Annotated in this window: 11 protein-coding genes and 1 tRNA gene; 9 read left to right on the top strand and 3 right to left on the bottom strand. The window is 55.8% G+C overall.

The window, feature by feature from the left end:
* Positions 1-18: 18 nt before the first annotated feature.
* Positions 19-831 (top strand): cytochrome c1, encoded by an 813-nt coding sequence (locus tag KEC45_RS09555; RefSeq protein ID WP_062180105.1) that lies wholly within the window; start codon positions 19-21, stop codon positions 829-831.
* A gap of 22 nt (positions 832-853) precedes the next feature.
* Positions 854-1,408 (top strand): adenine phosphoribosyltransferase, encoded by a 555-nt coding sequence (locus KEC45_RS09550; protein ID WP_062180108.1) that lies wholly within the window; start codon positions 854-856, stop codon positions 1,406-1,408.
* On the opposite strand, the gene KEC45_RS09545 is transcribed toward KEC45_RS09550, so the two are convergent.
* Both KEC45_RS09545 and KEC45_RS09540 read right to left on the bottom strand, forming a co-directional pair.
* Positions 1,405-1,779 (bottom strand): RidA family protein, encoded by a 375-nt coding sequence (locus KEC45_RS09545; protein WP_062180112.1) that lies wholly within the window; start codon positions 1,777-1,779, stop codon positions 1,405-1,407. The genes KEC45_RS09550 and KEC45_RS09545 overlap by 4 nt on opposite strands.
* A 104-nt stretch (positions 1,780-1,883) precedes the next feature.
* On the bottom strand, positions 1,884-2,651 hold the full coding sequence (locus KEC45_RS09540) for a DUF1134 domain-containing protein (protein WP_062183829.1): 768 nt from the start codon (positions 2,649-2,651) through the stop codon (positions 1,884-1,886).
* Positions 2,652-2,896: 245 nt separating this feature from the next.
* Here KEC45_RS09540 and KEC45_RS09535 point away from each other — a divergent pair.
* Both KEC45_RS09535 and KEC45_RS09530 read left to right on the top strand, forming a co-directional pair.
* A tRNA-Ser gene (locus tag KEC45_RS09535) sits at positions 2,897-2,989 on the top strand.
* Positions 2,990-3,154: 165 nt separating this feature from the next.
* Positions 3,155-4,618 (top strand): integrase arm-type DNA-binding domain-containing protein, encoded by a 1,464-nt coding sequence (locus tag KEC45_RS09530; protein WP_252171984.1) that lies wholly within the window; start codon positions 3,155-3,157, stop codon positions 4,616-4,618.
* A gap of 26 nt (positions 4,619-4,644) precedes the next feature.
* On the opposite strand, the gene KEC45_RS09525 is transcribed toward KEC45_RS09530, so the two are convergent.
* Positions 4,645-4,749 carry an AlpA family transcriptional regulator gene (locus KEC45_RS09525; RefSeq protein WP_252172031.1) on the bottom strand — a complete coding sequence of 35 codons (105 nt, stop codon included), beginning with the start codon at positions 4,747-4,749 and terminating at the stop codon, positions 4,645-4,647.
* 628 nt (positions 4,750-5,377) lie between these two features.
* Here KEC45_RS09525 and KEC45_RS09520 point away from each other — a divergent pair.
* From KEC45_RS09520 to KEC45_RS09500, 5 genes are all read left to right on the top strand, one after another.
* The gene (locus KEC45_RS09520) at positions 5,378-8,260 is read left to right on the top strand and encodes an ATP-dependent DNA helicase (RefSeq protein WP_252171983.1); all 2,883 of its coding nucleotides are present in this window, start codon (positions 5,378-5,380) and stop codon (positions 8,258-8,260) included.
* Between the two features lie 39 nt (positions 8,261-8,299).
* Positions 8,300-10,231 (top strand): site-specific DNA-methyltransferase, encoded by a 1,932-nt coding sequence (locus tag KEC45_RS09515; RefSeq protein WP_252171982.1) that lies wholly within the window; start codon positions 8,300-8,302, stop codon positions 10,229-10,231.
* Positions 10,224-12,905, top strand: a complete 2,682-nt coding sequence (locus tag KEC45_RS09510; protein WP_252171981.1) for a DEAD/DEAH box helicase family protein — start codon at positions 10,224-10,226, stop codon at positions 12,903-12,905. Before KEC45_RS09515 ends, KEC45_RS09510 begins: the two co-directional genes overlap by 8 nt.
* Positions 12,906-13,042: 137 nt before the next feature.
* A complete protein-coding gene (locus KEC45_RS09505) occupies positions 13,043-14,857 on the top strand; it encodes an AAA family ATPase (RefSeq protein WP_252171980.1) in 1,815 nt (604 codons plus the stop codon).
* Positions 14,854-16,230, top strand: coding sequence for an McrC family protein (locus tag KEC45_RS09500; protein WP_252171979.1), 1,377 nt, complete (start codon positions 14,854-14,856; stop codon positions 16,228-16,230). Before KEC45_RS09505 ends, KEC45_RS09500 begins: the two co-directional genes overlap by 4 nt.
* Positions 16,231-16,334 lie beyond the last annotated feature (104 nt).

Raw genomic sequence — 16,334 nt, 5'->3', positions numbered from 1 at the left:
ATAGGAGCTGATACAGCCATGGTTCGTCCGCTCGGTTTTCTCGTCGGTCTCGGTTTCATTACCGCGCTGGTGCTCGCGATCTTCACGACGCCGCTCAGCAATGAAGCCAATGTCGCGCATGAGTTTCACAAACACCCCCGGCATCTGAAGCTGGCCAGCGATGGCATTGTCCTGCCGCATTGGGACAAGGCCCAGCTCCAGCGCGGGATGCAGGTGTATAAGGAAGTCTGCTCGGCCTGCCACAGCCTGCACCTCGTCGCCTTCCGCGACATTGCGGACCTCGGCTACACCGAAGGCCAGATCAAGACCTTTGCCAAGGGCTTCCAGGTGCCGTCGATCAACCCCGATACGGGTGAACCGGCAACGCGCGACGGCCTGCCGTCGGATTATTTCCCGTCGCCCTATGCGAACGAAACGGCTGCCCGCGCCGCGAACAACAACGCGCTGCCGCCTGACCTTTCGCTGATCACCAAGGCGCGCGAAGGCGGCAAGGACTATGTCTATTCGCTGCTGACGGGCTTCCAGAATCCGCCGAAGAACCTGCCGGCCGAACTGAAGCCGGGCACGGGGCTGCACTACAACCCCTATTTCGCGAACCTCAACCTCGCGATGGCACCGCCGCTTGCACCCAATCAGGTGACCTATGCGGACGGCACGAAGGCGACCGTCGACCAGATGTCGAAGGACGTGACCGCGTTCCTCGTCTGGACAGCCGAGCCGAAGCTGATCAAGCGCATCCAGGTGGGTTATGCAGTCTTCTTCTTCCTGCTGATCTTCACCGTGCTGACTTACCTGTCGTACCGGAACATCTGGGCCGACAAGAAGCATTGATGAGCCGGGGAGGGCGGCCTGCATGATCGCCCTCCCGCCTCAGCCGGACCTCGACCTCGCGTCGCTCGTCCGGACCATCCCGGACTTTCCAAAGCCGGGCATCCAGTTCCGCGATATCACGACGCTAATCGGCGACGCCGCCGGTTTTGCCGAAAGTGTGCGCCGCTTGAGCGCGCTCGCCGCCGCGCATCGGCCCGACTTCATCGTCGCGGTCGAGGCGCGCGGCTTCCTGTTCGGCGCCGCAATGGCGACCGCGATGGGGCTGGGCGTCGTCCCGGTGCGCAAGGCGGGCAAGCTGCCCGGCGTCACCATCGGCGTCGATTATGAACTCGAATATGGCGTCGACCGGCTGGAACTGCACGAAGGTGCGGTCCTGCCAGGCCACCGCGTCGTTCTCGTCGACGATTTGCTCGCAACGGGCGGCACGATTCTCGCAACCGCGGCATTGATGCAGAGCGTTGGGGCGGAGGTCGCGGCGGCGCTGTTCGTGATCGATCTGCCGGATCTGGGCGGATCGAAACGGCTGGAGGCTGCGGGCCTTACCTGCGAAACCCTGATTGCCTTCGACGGCGACTAGGCGGCCTCTCCGGCCAGCGCGACCGCCTCGATCTCGATCCGAAATCCGAAGTGCAGCGGCCCGGTGGGCACGACGCTCCTCGACGGGCGCGTCGTCCCGAAGAACGCACCATAGATGATGTCCAGGTCGTCCCAGTCGGATATGTCGCTGAGATAGACGGTCGTCTTGATCACCCGCGAAAGGTCGGCGCCCGCGCTCTGCAGGACAGCTTCAAGGTTCCGGAGCGTCTGCTCGACCTGTTCCCTGAAAGGCGCGCTCGCCAATGAGGTATCGCGGCCGGGCAGCAGCGGCAATTGGCCCGACACGAAGATGAGGCCGCCGCCGATCGTGAACGGCGAATAATGCGGGCCGCCCGCAGGCTGCGAAGTCATGTCGTCGATCTCCCGGTCAGCTACCGCGGCATATTATCATCCGCGCAAAGAAAAAGCCCGCGCCGAAGCGCGGGCTATCGCCCCCGTGGCAAACGGGTCAGTTTTCAGAAGGGAACCCAGTTCTGCTTTTTGCGGAACTTCATATAGCCGGCGTTGACGCCCAACCGCGCGCCGACGCCGACACGGATCGGGATCAGCACCACGTCGCCGCGGCGCAGATAGCTCGCGTTGAAACCGCCGACCAGATAGGCGGCGCCTTCGCCTGCGGGGTAACGCTTGTAGAGATCCTCGCTGTCGAACAGATTATAGACGAGGACAAAGGTGTTGCCGGCGTTCGCGCCAGCGTCGAAGCCGATCGACGGTCCCGTCCAATATGCGGGCAGTTCGCCCTCGATCTTGTGATGCAGCGTCCCCGAGCCATAGCGCACGCCAAGCACGAGCGCGCCGCCGGCTTCGCGTCCGACGATATAGGCATTGGGTTCGCCCTGTTTCTTCAGGATGTCCTCGATCATGCCCGCAAGGCCTTGCGCGCCCTTGCCGAACACGCCTTCGGCTGCACCGATCAGGTCGTCCTTCTTGTAGGTCGAGCCCGGTGTCGCTGCGACCGTCGTCGCCGAGACGTCGGCCTCGGTGCCGTCGACGGGCGGGGTTTCGCTCGTCTGCTGGTCGCCCGTCGCGAGGTCGCTGTCGTACGAGGTGCCGACAGTCGAATCACTAGATACCGGCGGCGGCGACGGGTTGTTGAGATCGGAATCGATCACGGTGCTGTTGGGGTCGACTTCGCGCATCTGCGCCGACGCTGTAAGCGGCGACAGCGCGAGGCCGAACGATGCCATTGCTGCCAGGGCAAGGCTGGTGAACGTCTTCCGCATATTGGACCCCCAAAAATCGAACGGCACCCAGGCGCCGAAATCTGCGTTAATCATGACTCGCTTTGACGCCCGGGCAAATGAACCGGCGATGACCTGAGTCGATTTTACGCCAGACCGAATCATTCGGACGACGAAATGTCGATAAGGCACCTAAAAATGCGCAATCTTTGCCGTTGCGGGGCGCGAGGTGCATGGCTATAGCGACCCGCCTAGGCCAAACCTGCCGTTAGCACGGTAGACCATGCGGAGACGTGGGTGAGTGGCTGAAACCAACGGTTTGCTAAACCGTCGTACTGGTAAATCCGGTACCGAGGGTTCGAATCCCTCCGTCTCCGCCATTTCTGCAAACTTACGAGTTCGCAGACGTTCACAGAACGTTGATTTTCTTGGCTTATCTCTTCTTTCTGAAGGCGGGTGCGTTCGCACCCGTCCGCAGGCGTCCGCGCAAATCCATGGTACTGTCCATGGTATCGGTCCGGTCGTCCATGGTATCGGAGGCGAGGGTGCTTAACGACGCGAAGATCAAAGCCGCTAAGCCGCGCGAAGCCGCCTACCGCCTCGGCGACAGCGGGCAACTCTACCTTCAAGTGACTCCGTCTGGCGGGAAGCACTGGCGGATGAATTATACTTTCGGGCGGAATTCTGCCGGTAAGCCAGTTCAAAAGACGTTGAGCTTTGGATCTTATCCGGCTGTCAGCCTATTAGACGCGCGAGCGAAACGCGACGAGGCGAAGCGTTTGCTGAGCCAAGATCGCGATCCAGCTGAAGAACGCCGAGCCGTCGAACGAGCCGAATCGGTCCAAAAGCAGAATAGCTTCCGAGCGGCAATGGAAGGATGGTTTGAACTACATAGTGGCTGGTCGCTTGAAAAACTTCGCGAATCGGCGGCGCTGAATGAAGGCAAATGGTCGCACAAGCAGGCTGATCGCTGGACTACCGACCATCTGGCGCGCTGGTCGGCTGTCCATTCGGGAGATGTGCTCGTCAGCCTTGAGCGCGACGTCCTTCCCTTCATCGGTGATGAGCCGATCGCGGAATTGAAGGCGCCCGCCATATTGGCGCTGTTACGCGTAGTGGAAAATCGCGGCTCGATCGAGACAGCCCATCGCTTGCGCCAGAGAATTTCTGGAGTGTTTGTTTATGGGATAGCAGCCGGGCTCTGCAACAGTGACCCTGCTGCGACATTATCGAAGGCTCTGAAGCCCGTTCCTGAGTCCAAGCATCAGCCCTCAATCGTTGACGAAGAAAGTGATCAGGACGGCCGGATTAGGGCCGTGCGCCAGATGTTATTGGATTGTGAGGCTCAGCGCTGCCGTGGACAGACTAAGCTAGCGCTTCGCCTTCTGGCATTAACAGCGGTTCGGCCTGGAGACCTGACAGGGGCCTGTTGGGGTGAGTTTGTCGATCTTGATGGGAATTCGCCGACGTGGGTTATCCCAGCATCCCGAAGGAAAGGCATAAAGGCGAAAAAGGGCAGCCCTGATTTCAATCACCATGTTCCTCTGTCGTGGCAAGCGGTCGACGTGATGGCTCAGCTCAAGCGGCTCACGGGCAAGTTCCAGCTATGCTTTCCAGGCGAACGGCAGGTTAACCGGCCGATCTCGGAAAACACGTTAAGGGCTCACCTAATTCGAGCCGGTTATTATCAGCGGCACGTGCCGCACGGTTTTCGCGCCGCTTTCTCTACCTTCATGAACCAAAGAGCCAAAGAGCTAGGCCAAGATGGCGACCGAGCCGTGATTGATTTGATGTTGGCGCACGAGCCACAGGCCTCGGATTCCTCAAACTCACGCGGGACGCTCGTGTCAGCTTCGGAAGATGCGTATAATCGCGCGGACTATATGCCGCGTCGACGTCAGCTCGCGCAGGAATGGGCCGACATTCTATTTGAGGGGTTTTGGCCCGCAGAGACATTGCTCGAAGGCCCAATTCGATGGGCTGCAAATGGTCCTGGGAGACCGAGGTAAACAGATTTCCTGCAAATTCGCCAACGTCAGCCGGGCCGCTGCTCATCACGCCAACGTTTGACTTCAGCCAGGCTCCACCGGGAAGATGTGCCGCCTGGCTTATAGGCCTTCGGAAACTTGCCTTGCCCCATGAGCTCATAAATTTTGGTTTTGCCAATGCCAGCGATTGGCATAACCGCGTCGAGCGAAACCAGAGGGTCATATACCTCTGGGGCTGCTGAGGTGTCTTTCATAGTCTTCGGTTCACAGCCGCATCCTCGACACTTATTTTTTGGTTCGTTCTCTTTCGTTTGGCTTCTCTGCAGCGCATCAACTATCCACTGCAGCGCGGCGGGACTTGCTGATATTAGCTTCGCAAGCTCCTCCGCGAGCACCGTCGCTTCGGGAACGGCTGCTGAAGGACGGGATTGAAGCCGCGATATCTTGGAGTGCGAGGTCATCCCTCAAACGTAGTCACCTCGTAAAATTGCGCACGGGGGGGTGACATCCAGATAATGACGAAAATCCCGATTATGTTAGCTTATGAAATGACAGTTTTCCGCCTAACAGATGCTGCGGTTGTCATTCTCACCCGTCCTCCACTGAGATTCCAGTCTTCGCAATGATGGGGGTCAAGTTTTCGACTCATCTTGGGAAGGGGCAAGATCTCTTCCTAACTCCCACCCTCGCAGCACATAGATTGAAGCGCTTTGCGTTTCACCGCATGCCCCGCTAACTTGCCTTCCGTCGGGCAGTAGCCCAGTTTTTGGGTGGCCCCAATTGTCAGCAAATGTCGAACAATACGAAGCGATCGAGACGCTTGATGGTCCAGTTCTAATTGTTGCGGGTCCCGGCTCCGGAAAAACCTTCAGTCTTGTTGAGCGCACTGCGAACCTGCTTGCGACACGCGAAGTCGCACCCGGGCGCGTGTTGATTTCAACGTTCACCGAAAAAGCGGCCAAAGAGCTTCAAACCCGTATCACTGAACGCCTTCAGAAGGCCGGTTCGGCCATCAATCCGATGGACCTGACGGTCGGCACGCTTCATTCTATTTTTCTTGATATCATCGAGGAGTTCCGTGCTTTCTCACGTATCCGACGCAATTTCACGATTCTCGACCAGTTTGACCAGCAGTATTTCGTGTTCCAGCGATTGCCAGAGTTTCGTGAGATTGACGGGCTAGAGGGATTCATTCGGCCGACGCCCGGGCTTTCCTCATGGCGGGTCGCTGACCGGCTCTGTGGTTATCTCAACAAGATCTCTGAAGAAGCGGTCGATACGGACGCGATGGCAACCGCTACGGCGTCCGAACTGCAAATTTTGGGTGCGGCTTACACGCGCTATCAGGCATTGCTGGAGCAATATAACTACGTCGATTTTTCGACCATTCAGGTTGAGGTGTTGCGGCTGCTCGGGTTGCCGGAAGTTGAGGAAAAGCTCTGTTCTCGATTCGATTATCTGATGATCGACGAATATCAGGACACGAACACGATCCAGGAACGGATCGTGCTCAAACTTGCCTCTCGCCATCACAACATATGTGTTGTCGGCGATGACGATCAGGCGCTCTACCGGTTTCGCGGCGCATCGATCCGCAACATTCTCGAATTCCCGTCGCGGTTTCCCGCTGGAAGCTGCAAGCAGATCTACCTAACTAAGAACTACCGCTCCCACCCCGATATCGTCGACTTCTACAACCGCTGGATGGAGTTGGCGGATTGGCAGGGGCCGGACCGTTCCTACCGCTTCGGCAAGGTGATTGAGGCTGCCAGCGACGATCGTGCTGCGCGGCCTGTCGTGTTCAAAGTTTCCGGTGAAGATGGCGAAGACAACTGGGCGAGTGAGACTGTTGCCTTCCTGACCAAGCTGCGCGCCGACGGTATCGTCAAGGATTGGAATCAGGTTGCATTCTTGTTCCGCTCGGTTCGGAATCCCAAGGTTGTGCGCTTCGCTAATGATCTGGAAGCTGCGGGCATTCCGATCTTTGCGCCGCGATCCAACATGTATTTCGAACGCGACGAAATTCGTCTGATGATCGGCGCCTACATGTTCTTGTTCCCGCAGTATGGCTCGATCCGAGCTACCCGCGAGGGAATGCAGCTGGATGTCTGGGCCTATTTCGACCGTTGCCTGAGTGATTTCATCGCGCACCTTAAATCAGGCGATGATGCGCAGATTGCAGCTTGGATCAAGGACAAGGCCCGGCAGCACCTCTCGCTGTCCGAGAATACCAACTACTCGTTTGCAAACCTGTTCTACGATCTGGTTCAGTTCCCTACCTTCAGCCGCTATCTCGGCGAGGACATCGCTCATGGCGGCGTGCTTGATAGCCGCCCCGCGCGGAACCTGGCCAAATTCTCACGCCTGCTGAACAAGTTCGAATATCTCTATAACGTAATCATCCTTCAGCCCGACAGGCTGGAGCGCGATCTGCTGATGCTCTTCAATTATTTCCTGCGGTTCCTCTGGGATGGCGGGATCGAAGAGTATGAGGATGAGGCTGAATATGCTCCCTCCGGCTGTGTCTCGCTGATGACAATCCACCAGTCGAAGGGGCTTGAGTTCCCGATTGTCATTGCCGGCTCACTCGATGCGGTGCCGCGTCACCAACAATCGCCGCTCGATGCGCTGCTGGAAGCGGAGTTCGGCGAAGGCGAACCTTTCGAACCACTCGACCGGATCAAGACGTTCGACTTCTGGCGCTTGTTCTACACCGCCTTCTCACGCGCCCAGAACATGCTGGTGCTCAGCTGTCAGGAAAACACGCCCAAGGCCAAGGGGCAGCGCAATGTCCCCACGCAGTACTTCAAGCCGGCCTATGCCCCGCTCAAAAGTTGGCGCGAACTTACGTTCGATCCGGCCAGCGCCAAATTGGCCACAATCAAGGCGGGCAACTTCAAGCACAGTTATTCCTTCACCTCTGACGTGCTGATTTTCGAGGCGTGCCCGCAGCAATATCGGTTCTTCAAGGATCTGGAGTTCGCGCCGGTTCGGACCAACGCCATCCTGTTTGGCACACTTGTTCACCAGACGATCGAGGACATCCACAAGTCCGTGCTACGCGGTGACGAAAGGAAGGTCACCACGGACCAAATCGATTATTGGTTTCGCACCAACTACGCCAACATTTCGCAGAAAGAGCGTGTCTATCTTGGCGAGCCAGTGCTGCGCATCGCGCGCCGCCATGTTGCTAACTATGTCGACCGGGAACGGAAGAACTGGCACCGGCTCCGCGAGGCCGAGGTCGAGTTGAGCCTGCTGAAGGACAATTACGTTCTGACCGGTAATGTCGATCTGATCCAAGCCGAAGACGGCGCGTGGGAGATCATCGACTTCAAGACCGAGAAGAAGCCTGACCTAATCGAGGATGCTGAAAAGCTGGCACGATACCGGCGTCAGCTCCAGATTTACGCCCATTTGTTCGAAGAAAAACGCGGCGTGCGGGTAGATCGAATGGTGTTGTATTACACAGGCGAGGAGGCCGGAAACCCGCGCATCACATTCAATCGCGAAACTGCGGATATCAAGGGCACGATTGATCAGGTCGATTCTGTTATCGGCAGAATCGTTGCCAGTGACTATGGGTTGCGAGAGCGACCGGAGAAGCTGTGCAAAAACTGCGATTTCCGGTCATTTTGCGATATGACATTCTGCCGCGCATGAGGCCTGGCAAAAGCAAAAAGCGGGACTTGAAAGGGCGGCATGAGCAAGGATATCCCAGAGGCATTTGAGACGTTTGAATTCGATCTGCCACCTATCCGTGGGTTCCCCGAATTGCGTTGGGCGGGCAAGCGCCCGTTCAAATCCACCCAGTATTTCCCTGCCCAGAAGAGGGAATCGTACGGTGATCCTACGGATGGCTGGTGGAACCGCATCTACTGGGGCGATAATCTTCAGGTAATGTCCCACCTGCTGCGGGATTTTCGCGGCAAGGTTGATCTCGTTTACATAGATCCTCCATTTGACAGTAAGGTAGACTATAGAAAAGAAATAAGGATTAAGGGCGCATCCGCACATAGCGATGGATCTGCCTTTGAAGAAATGCAGTACGCCGACATCTGGTCGAATGATCAGTACTGTCAGTTTGTTTACGAACGAATTGCGCTGTGCAGGGAGCTTCTATCAGAAAATGGTTCAATATTTTTCCATTGCGATTCGCATCGTGGCCACCACATCCGATTAATACTTGATGAAATATTTGGACCTGATAAATTTCACAATTGCATAACGTGGCGTAGGTCTCACGCTCAGGGAAATAGCGGGCAAGGCGCAAAGTTTTTTGGTCGAGTATCTGACTATTTATATTTATACTCGAAATCAGGAAATCCAGTTTGGAATGATCAATTTGTCCCTTACACAGAAGAAATACTGAACAGAGACTACAAACACGTAGACCCAGAGTCTGGCGAGAAATACAGACTGGTCCCAGTTGATGGTCCAGGTGGGGCTGCAAAGGGTAACCCATATTACACGTTTCTCGGTGTTTCCGGATATTGGCGGTACTCGCAAGCCAAGATGCAGGACCTTTACGACGCAGGCGAGATCATCCTCTCATCAACCGGTAAAAGCCTCAGTCGAAAAAAATTTCTAAAGGATGCCAAAGGGACCGCCGTCCTGGATATCTGGGATGATGTCAGCCGGATTAGCCCCGGGTCGAGCGAACGGGTCGATTATCCAACCCAGAAGCCGGAACGGCTCTTGCAGCGTGTAATTTCGACCTGTTCCGAACAAGGGGGACTTGTCTTCGACTGTTTCATGGGGTCAGGAACCACTCAAGCAGTCGCAATGAAGCTTGGTCGTCGCTTTATTGGCGCTGACATCAATCTGGGAGCCATCGAAACTACGATCAAGCGGTTGAACGCAACTCGGAGAGACATCGGCGGCGGGAGCAATGACTTAGTGAGCGGAGGGGCCACCGCGCCGGAAAAATACTATCTCGGCTTCGAGCTGTATAACGTCAACAATTACGACCTTTTCCGCAACCCGGTCGAGGCCAAGGAACTTATCCGTGAGGCGATGGAGCTGCAGCCGCTTCCAGCTAGCAGCGCGTTCGACGGTCAGCGCGAAGGCTATCTGGTTAAGATCATGCCGGTGAACCGCATCGCGACTCGCCAAGATCTGAACGAAGTGATCAATGGCCTCGATTTTAAGGCGTTTGAACGCCGTCAGGCCGGTGCGCCCAACAAGCCGGTCGAGCGCATCCATCTCGTCTGCATGGGGCATGAGCCGGACCTTGGACCGGCGCTGCAAAAGGAAGCCAAGCCTTTTGACATCGAGGTGATGGTGACCGATCTGATCCGCGACAAGGCTCACCTCCATTTCAAAAGAGCTTCCGACGCGCGCCTTGCCATCGAGAATGGCGAACTGGTCATCAAGGGGTTCTATCCAATGAACCTGCTACAAAAGCTTTCGCTCGAGAGCGATGCGGTAGTCGACTGGCGCCAGCTCGTTGAAAGCGTAAAAGTTGATTTTCACTATGACGGGGCGGTGCTGACTCCCGCCATCGTCGATGCGCCGAGCAAGGATGAACTGGTGGCTGGCCGATATTCGATCCCTGCCGATGCCGGGACAATCCGAGTGAAGATCACCGACCTCCTTTCTGAGTCATGGGAAGGCGAAACCGAGAATGGCTAAGGGCAAGAAGACGATCCGGCAGGATTTCGCCTTCTTCCAGGCCCTGTTGAAATTCTACACCGACAACCGCGGCACGATCCGGAGGGACTATAAGCAGCTTTCGAAGCAAATCCTAGATTTCAACGATCCCGCACTGCGGACAGATGCCTTCCTTCGCAAGCCGCAGTTCGAGGCGTTGGAGATTTATGTCTTCCTAAAGGAGTTTGGCGACAACGCCCACGTTCACCAGCTGTTTCAGCAATGGGCGAAGAATGAAGGTCTCTTCACCGCGTTCCAGACGACCGGCGCTGATCGCAGAGGACAGGGCACACTGCTGCCGTTCATGGAGCTCGAAGGCGAGGCGCAATATGAGGCCATCTTCGCGAAACTGAGTGAACGCGCCCGATCCTATCCAAACTACATTTTTGCGCTGACCATGGGGCTGGGCAAAACTATTCTAATGGCGACGTGCATCTTCTATGAGTTTCTGCTAGCTAACAAATTCAGCAAAGACGCGCGCTTTTGCAAAAATGCGCTGGTGTTCGCGCCCGACAAGACGGTGCTGCAATCGCTGAAGGAAATCCAGACGTTCGATCTCAGCAACGTCGTCCCGCCGGAATATGCCAATTTCCTGCGTTCAAATCTGAAATTCCATTTCCTTGATGACACTGCATCGACCATCGGCGCGCAGGACGGCTCATCGTTCAACGTCATCATTTCGAACACGCAGAAGATCATCCTGAAACGCCGTTCTGCCACAACAACTGCGACCGACAAGCTGTTCTCCGAAAAGACAGGCACGCTGTCGGAGGTATATGGTGAACTATACGAAATGTTGGGCGAAGCTGCGCCAGAAACCGACGCTGATCTGGCAGTCAACGCGCGATTTCAACGCATCGCCCGCCTGCCACAGCTCGGTGTCTATGTCGATGAAGCGCACCATTCGATGGGAGCCGCGCTCGAAAAGGATCTGGGTCAGGCCAAGCAAGATTCTGCGTTGCGTACTACTATCGACGAGCTGGCACGCGCTCTGGAACACAAGAAGACCAGCGTAGTCGGTTGCTACAATTTCACTGGCACGCCGTATGTCAAAGATACGATCATGCCCGAAGTGGTTTATGCCTACGGCCTGAAGCCAGCGATCGATAACAAATACCTCAAACAGCCCGATTTTGTCGATTATTCCGGCAACGTGAAGTCGGGCGACTTCCTTAAGCTGGCGGTGCAGGACTTCTGGGAGCGCGAAGGCGAAAACCGCAGGGAGGGGATGCTCCCCAAGCTGGCAATCTTCGCATCCACAATTGATGAACTCGACAATGAACTTCGCCCCGCATTGGAAAAGATTCTCACCGATCTAGGCGTGGCGACGAGCCGGATTTTGGTGAACGTCGGCGATGAAAAGCTTACGACGGATGAAGATATCCGCGAGTTCAATCGGCTCGATACCGAATCGTCGGATAAGCAGTTTATCTTACTGGTCGGAAAAGGGCGCGAAGGCTGGAATTGCCGTTCATTGTTCGGCGTAGCGCTTTATCGCAAGCCCAAGTCCCGCATTTTTGTTTTGCAATCAACCATGCGCTGCCTGCGCTCGATCGGCGATGTTCAGGAAACTGGGCACATTTACCTATCGGCCGAGAACATGGAGATCCTGAAGGATGAGCTTCAGCAGAATTTCCGCGTAACGACCGATGAGATTGGCCCGAAAAAGACCGATGACAATGAGACATACATCGTCACAGCCGTCCCTCCTCCGGTGGTCCTAACGATCACGCGCCGCCGTCAGCTGTTTCAAACGCGGCGAAAAGATGAACCCGAAAGGCTGGCATTCGACCTTTCGGACGCCGCCCTGGAACCTTATCGCGCAATCCTGCGCCGCCGGAAGGCAGTGAACGCGGCGATCGACGAGCAAGAAGATGTCACGGCGCGCCTCGAAAATCGCAAGTTCAGCGAATACACTCTGGTTGCCGAAGCAGCCCGCTACTTCGCAGGCGATAGCGTCTCTCCCTTTGACATCTCGACCATGTTGGAGAGTACCGATGCAGGCCTGCCCCGACTAGTCGAAGCGGTGAACATGTCGAACGACGTTTTATATGATCTGGTAATTCCGTCCATTTTCCACGCGATCTTTGAAATCAAGACGTTCGATGATTCAGTCGAGGAAAAAATCGAGCTGGTTAAGGGCTATAACCCGGAAACAAACAGCGTCCCGTCATTCACCTTCCGGGCTAAGCCGCAACTCGTCGCTAGTCGAGATTTCCCGGAGTACGTAGGCACACGGCATCGGACCTTCCACCTTGACCACTACTGCTTCGACAGCCAGCCCGAGATCGACTTCTTTGAGAAGGTCCTTAAACTCAACGACGGCGACAAAATTTACTTCACCGGCATGCTGGTGCATGGGCAGTCTGGCTTTCGAGTAAACTACATCCACCCAGAATCTCGTACCGTCTGCAATTATTACCCCGATTTCCTAATCCTGCGCGAAGACGGCTCTACGCATTTGGTCGAGGTCAAATCGGCGTGGAAGGAGAACGATCCCATTGTGCTCGCAAAAAAGGAAGCATCTGAACGCTTGGCTGAAGACAGTAAGTTCCATTACTCCCTGTTGACACGCGACGATTTCGATAAGTTCCTCGATCCAACCGGCTGGGCAAACTTCGAGCGTTCAACACTGGTCGGGTTGCCTATGTCGTGAAATAACTCTCCCCTTGCGACCAGCGGGGATTAACCTGCGAGTCAAAGCGCTGACCCGTAATCAAACTCGATATCTCGGACCGGGCGAGCTTCACTGCTGCGCTCGACTGGTATCAATCGTTGGAATTGGAACCCGATATGCTGACGCGCGAAGCCGTCCTTGAAACGCTCGACGAATTTGACCGCACGACGCTCAGCGTATTTGTTGAGGCGCATGGGTTCGGTGAACCACAGAAGTATTGGATTGCCGAGCGGGGGAAGCTTTATCCCTGCAAAGCCATCACAAATGTTGCGATCCGTAAAGTCGGAGGAGAGCCGGAGCGGATCTTTGATGCTACGCGGTCAAGGAAGATGGTGACACGTCTCGGGTTCGAAGTTGTCGAGCGCACTGAAGACGGGCTTATTTCCCGAGAGGCGCAGGCTGACGATGCACGGCCCGACGTTAATCCCACTAACTTGATCCTCTATGGACCTCCCGGGACCGGGAAAACGTTTCATACCGCCGAAAAAGCCGTTCGGCTTTGCGACGGTACCGCGCCCTCAACACGTGCTGAGGTCCTTGCGAGATATGAGGCGCTTCGGAAGGCGGGGCAAATTGACTTTGTCACGTTTCACCAGTCTTATGCCTACGAAGAATTCGTCGAAGGCATGCGTCCCGTCACCGGAGGCGAAGAATCTGATGAAGATTCCCCCAGTGTCGGATTTCGGCTCGAACCAAAGACCGGCATCTTCCGGGACATTTGCGCACTTGCCGAACAATCACGCAAAGCCGCCGGGCAGGCCAAGGGTTACGATCTTGCCGGCCGCCAGATTTTTAAGATGTCGCTGGGTCGTGCGGGGAGCGAGGATCATATCTACGATGCCGCCATTGACGGCAATTATATCGTGCTGGGATGGGGCGGCGACATCGATTGGTCGGATTCCAAATATGATCAGTATCAGGCGATTCACGACAAGTGGAACGAGATCGAACCTGGCACCAACGGCAACGACGGTAATATCTCACAGATTTGGCGTTTCCGGACATCCATGGAAATCGGTGACCTGGTGGTCGTATCGGCCGGCAATTCCTATTTTCGCGCTATAGGCGAAATCGTCGGACCGTATGAGTATCAGCCAACGGATGTTCGAGAGTATAATCACCGGCGCGCCGTCCGATGGCTTCTTACATTAGATGAACCGCTCCCCGTGGAAACGATCCATGACGGGAAATTCACGATGCGCAGCTGCTATCGTTTGAAGCAGTCGCGCCTCAAACACGAGGCTCTGTCGCGACTGCTTCCTGGCAGCGAAGCCACGATCAAGGAGAGCCCAGACCAGTTTGTGCTCATAATCGACGAGATCAACCGCGCAAACATTTCTAAGGTGTTCGGCGAGCTCATAACGCTAATCGAAGACGATAAGCGCGTTGGACGGAAGAATGCGATGACCGTCAAACTGCCCTATTCGGGCGACAATTTTGGCGTTCCTGACAACCTCCATATAATTGGTACGATGAACACGGCAGATCGCTCGATTGCGCTCCTTGATACCGCGCTTCGTCGTCGTTTCACTTTTCAGGAGTTGATGCCAAGGCCTGAGCTCCTAAAGGACTCTTCGACACTGACAGGTATTAATCTTGTCGCCCTCCTGCGGACGCTCAACGAGCGGATCGAGTATCTTTTCGATCGTGAACATCAAATTGGGCATGCCTATTTCATGCATTGCGCGGACATCGACGATGTTCATGATGTGATGCGACACCGCATAATCCCGCTTCTCGCTGAGTATTTTTATGAGGACTGGAGCAAGGTTGCATTGGTGCTCGGAGATGCCGACGGAGCAGGACGTTTTGTAACCCAGGTCAAACTTATGCCGCCAGCCGGTATGCAGTCGGACGGTTTTGGCGAAGAACGCTATCGCTGGTCCGTTCGCGATGAGTTTGACGATGACGTGTATGATTATTTCGGATGATCCATCACCGCTCCATTCTTGAGTGGCGTAAGATCAACTACGGCCCCGGTGAGGATGAGATTCCTCAGTGGGCGGCGGATCGCCTTGCCGCCGTTGCCAAAGCCAGTCCCCTGGGTGGCGATGATGGTGCGCGAATTTTGCAACATGCGAGAAGCTTCCTAAAGGCTCAGCAGGTCGTAGGAATTATTGCTGCCGAAGGCTGCTCGCTCGAAATACTGCCAAAGATCGACGGGCTCGGCGATGGTGATAGCGACGAGTCGAAGTCGCAGATCCGTCAGAACCTCGTACATATGCTGGCGACCGCACTCGATCTCGACATTGCGAGCGGGCAGATGGCCGAACTTGGACGCCAAAAGGAGAATCTTCTCGAGATCCTTATTCGCCTCTTCTGCGAAAAACTGTTCGGCGCTCTGCATAGAGGTCTGCCGCGGCGTTATGCGGGCTTTGAAGATGATCTGCCCAAGCTTCGCGGCCGCCTGGACGTCAAACGGCAGTTTACATCTCTCGCTGCAGCGCCCGATCGTCTCGCCTGCCGATTCGATGAGCTTTCGAGTGACATTCCCCTCAATCAGATCATGAAAGCTGCGGTGCGGCGGCTGATGACAATCTCTCGTTCTGAGCGGAACCAGCGTCGGCTTCGCGAGCTCGGATTTGCGCTCGCTGATATCCGCGACGTGCCCATAAAACAGCTTCCTTGGGACCAAGTCATTCTCGACCGCACCAATTCTAGGTGGAAGGATCTGCTCGCGCTTGCGCGTCTCCTTCTTGGCGATCGCTTCCAAACCACTACTAGCGGGCAAGGCACTGGTTTTTCATTGCTCTTCGAGATGAACAAACTCTTTGAGGAATATGTTGGGAGATTGATCCGACGCGCCTGTGCTGGCACCGGCCTCACCGTTCACTTGCAAGGCGGGCGGCTTCACTGCCTCGCCGAACTTGACGATGATCTGGCGCCGACAGGAGCTCGCCGTTTCATGACGAAGCCCGATATAATCGTTCGTCGCGGCAGCAATCCAGTGATCATTATCGATACGAAATGGAAGCGCCTCGCGGCGTCTATTGATGACCCGAAGCAGGGCGTGAGCCAAGGCGATGTTTATCAAATGATGGCCTACGGGCAGATCTACGACTGTCGAAACCTCATGCTGCTGTACCCGCATCATGGTGGGTTGGGTCGGAGGGCGGGCGCGATCAGCAATCACAATATTGTCGGGTCGGATAAATTGCTGAATACAGCCACTCTGAATCTGACCGAAATATCAACGGGACGGGCACAAATTTCGCAACTTTTGTCCGCGGTTACGCAGTTCAACCGAAATACGCAGATTGATCACGCCGTAGATGTTTCCCGGCTGAACGGGTTGATCAATTGAAGCTCAGGGAGGATGATGGGGAAAGAGGAGCGTTAATGAGAATATCAGCTCAGCGATCGATGCTGCGGGCGCTTAGATACATTTTTCCTCCTTCCATTCCCTGC

This window comes from Sphingopyxis sp. USTB-05, from assembly GCF_023822045.1.
Lineage (GTDB): Bacteria > Pseudomonadota > Alphaproteobacteria > Sphingomonadales > Sphingomonadaceae > Sphingopyxis.
Note: the sequence above shows the minus strand (reverse complement) of the source record. Positions and strands in the feature narration are given on the sequence as shown.

Coding starts and splice junctions, on each gene's coding strand:
- KEC45_RS09555 (WP_062180105.1), top strand. CDS start 19: ATGGTTCGTCCGCTCGGTTTTCTCGTCGGTCTCGGTTTCATTACCGCG.
- KEC45_RS09550 (WP_062180108.1), top strand. CDS start 854: ATGATCGCCCTCCCGCCTCAGCCGGACCTCGACCTCGCGTCGCTCGTC.
- KEC45_RS09545 (WP_062180112.1), bottom strand. CDS start 1,779: ATGACTTCGCAGCCTGCGGGCGGCCCGCATTATTCGCCGTTCACGATC.
- KEC45_RS09540 (WP_062183829.1), bottom strand. CDS start 2,651: ATGCGGAAGACGTTCACCAGCCTTGCCCTGGCAGCAATGGCATCGTTC.
- KEC45_RS09525 (WP_252172031.1), bottom strand. CDS start 4,749: ATGGGGCAAGGCAAGTTTCCGAAGGCCTATAAGCCAGGCGGCACATCT.
- KEC45_RS09515 (WP_252171982.1), top strand. CDS start 8,300: ATGAGCAAGGATATCCCAGAGGCATTTGAGACGTTTGAATTCGATCTG.
- KEC45_RS09510 (WP_252171981.1), top strand. CDS start 10,224: ATGGCTAAGGGCAAGAAGACGATCCGGCAGGATTTCGCCTTCTTCCAG.
- KEC45_RS09505 (WP_252171980.1), top strand. CDS start 13,043: ATGCTGACGCGCGAAGCCGTCCTTGAAACGCTCGACGAATTTGACCGC.
- KEC45_RS09500 (WP_252171979.1), top strand. CDS start 14,854: ATGATCCATCACCGCTCCATTCTTGAGTGGCGTAAGATCAACTACGGC.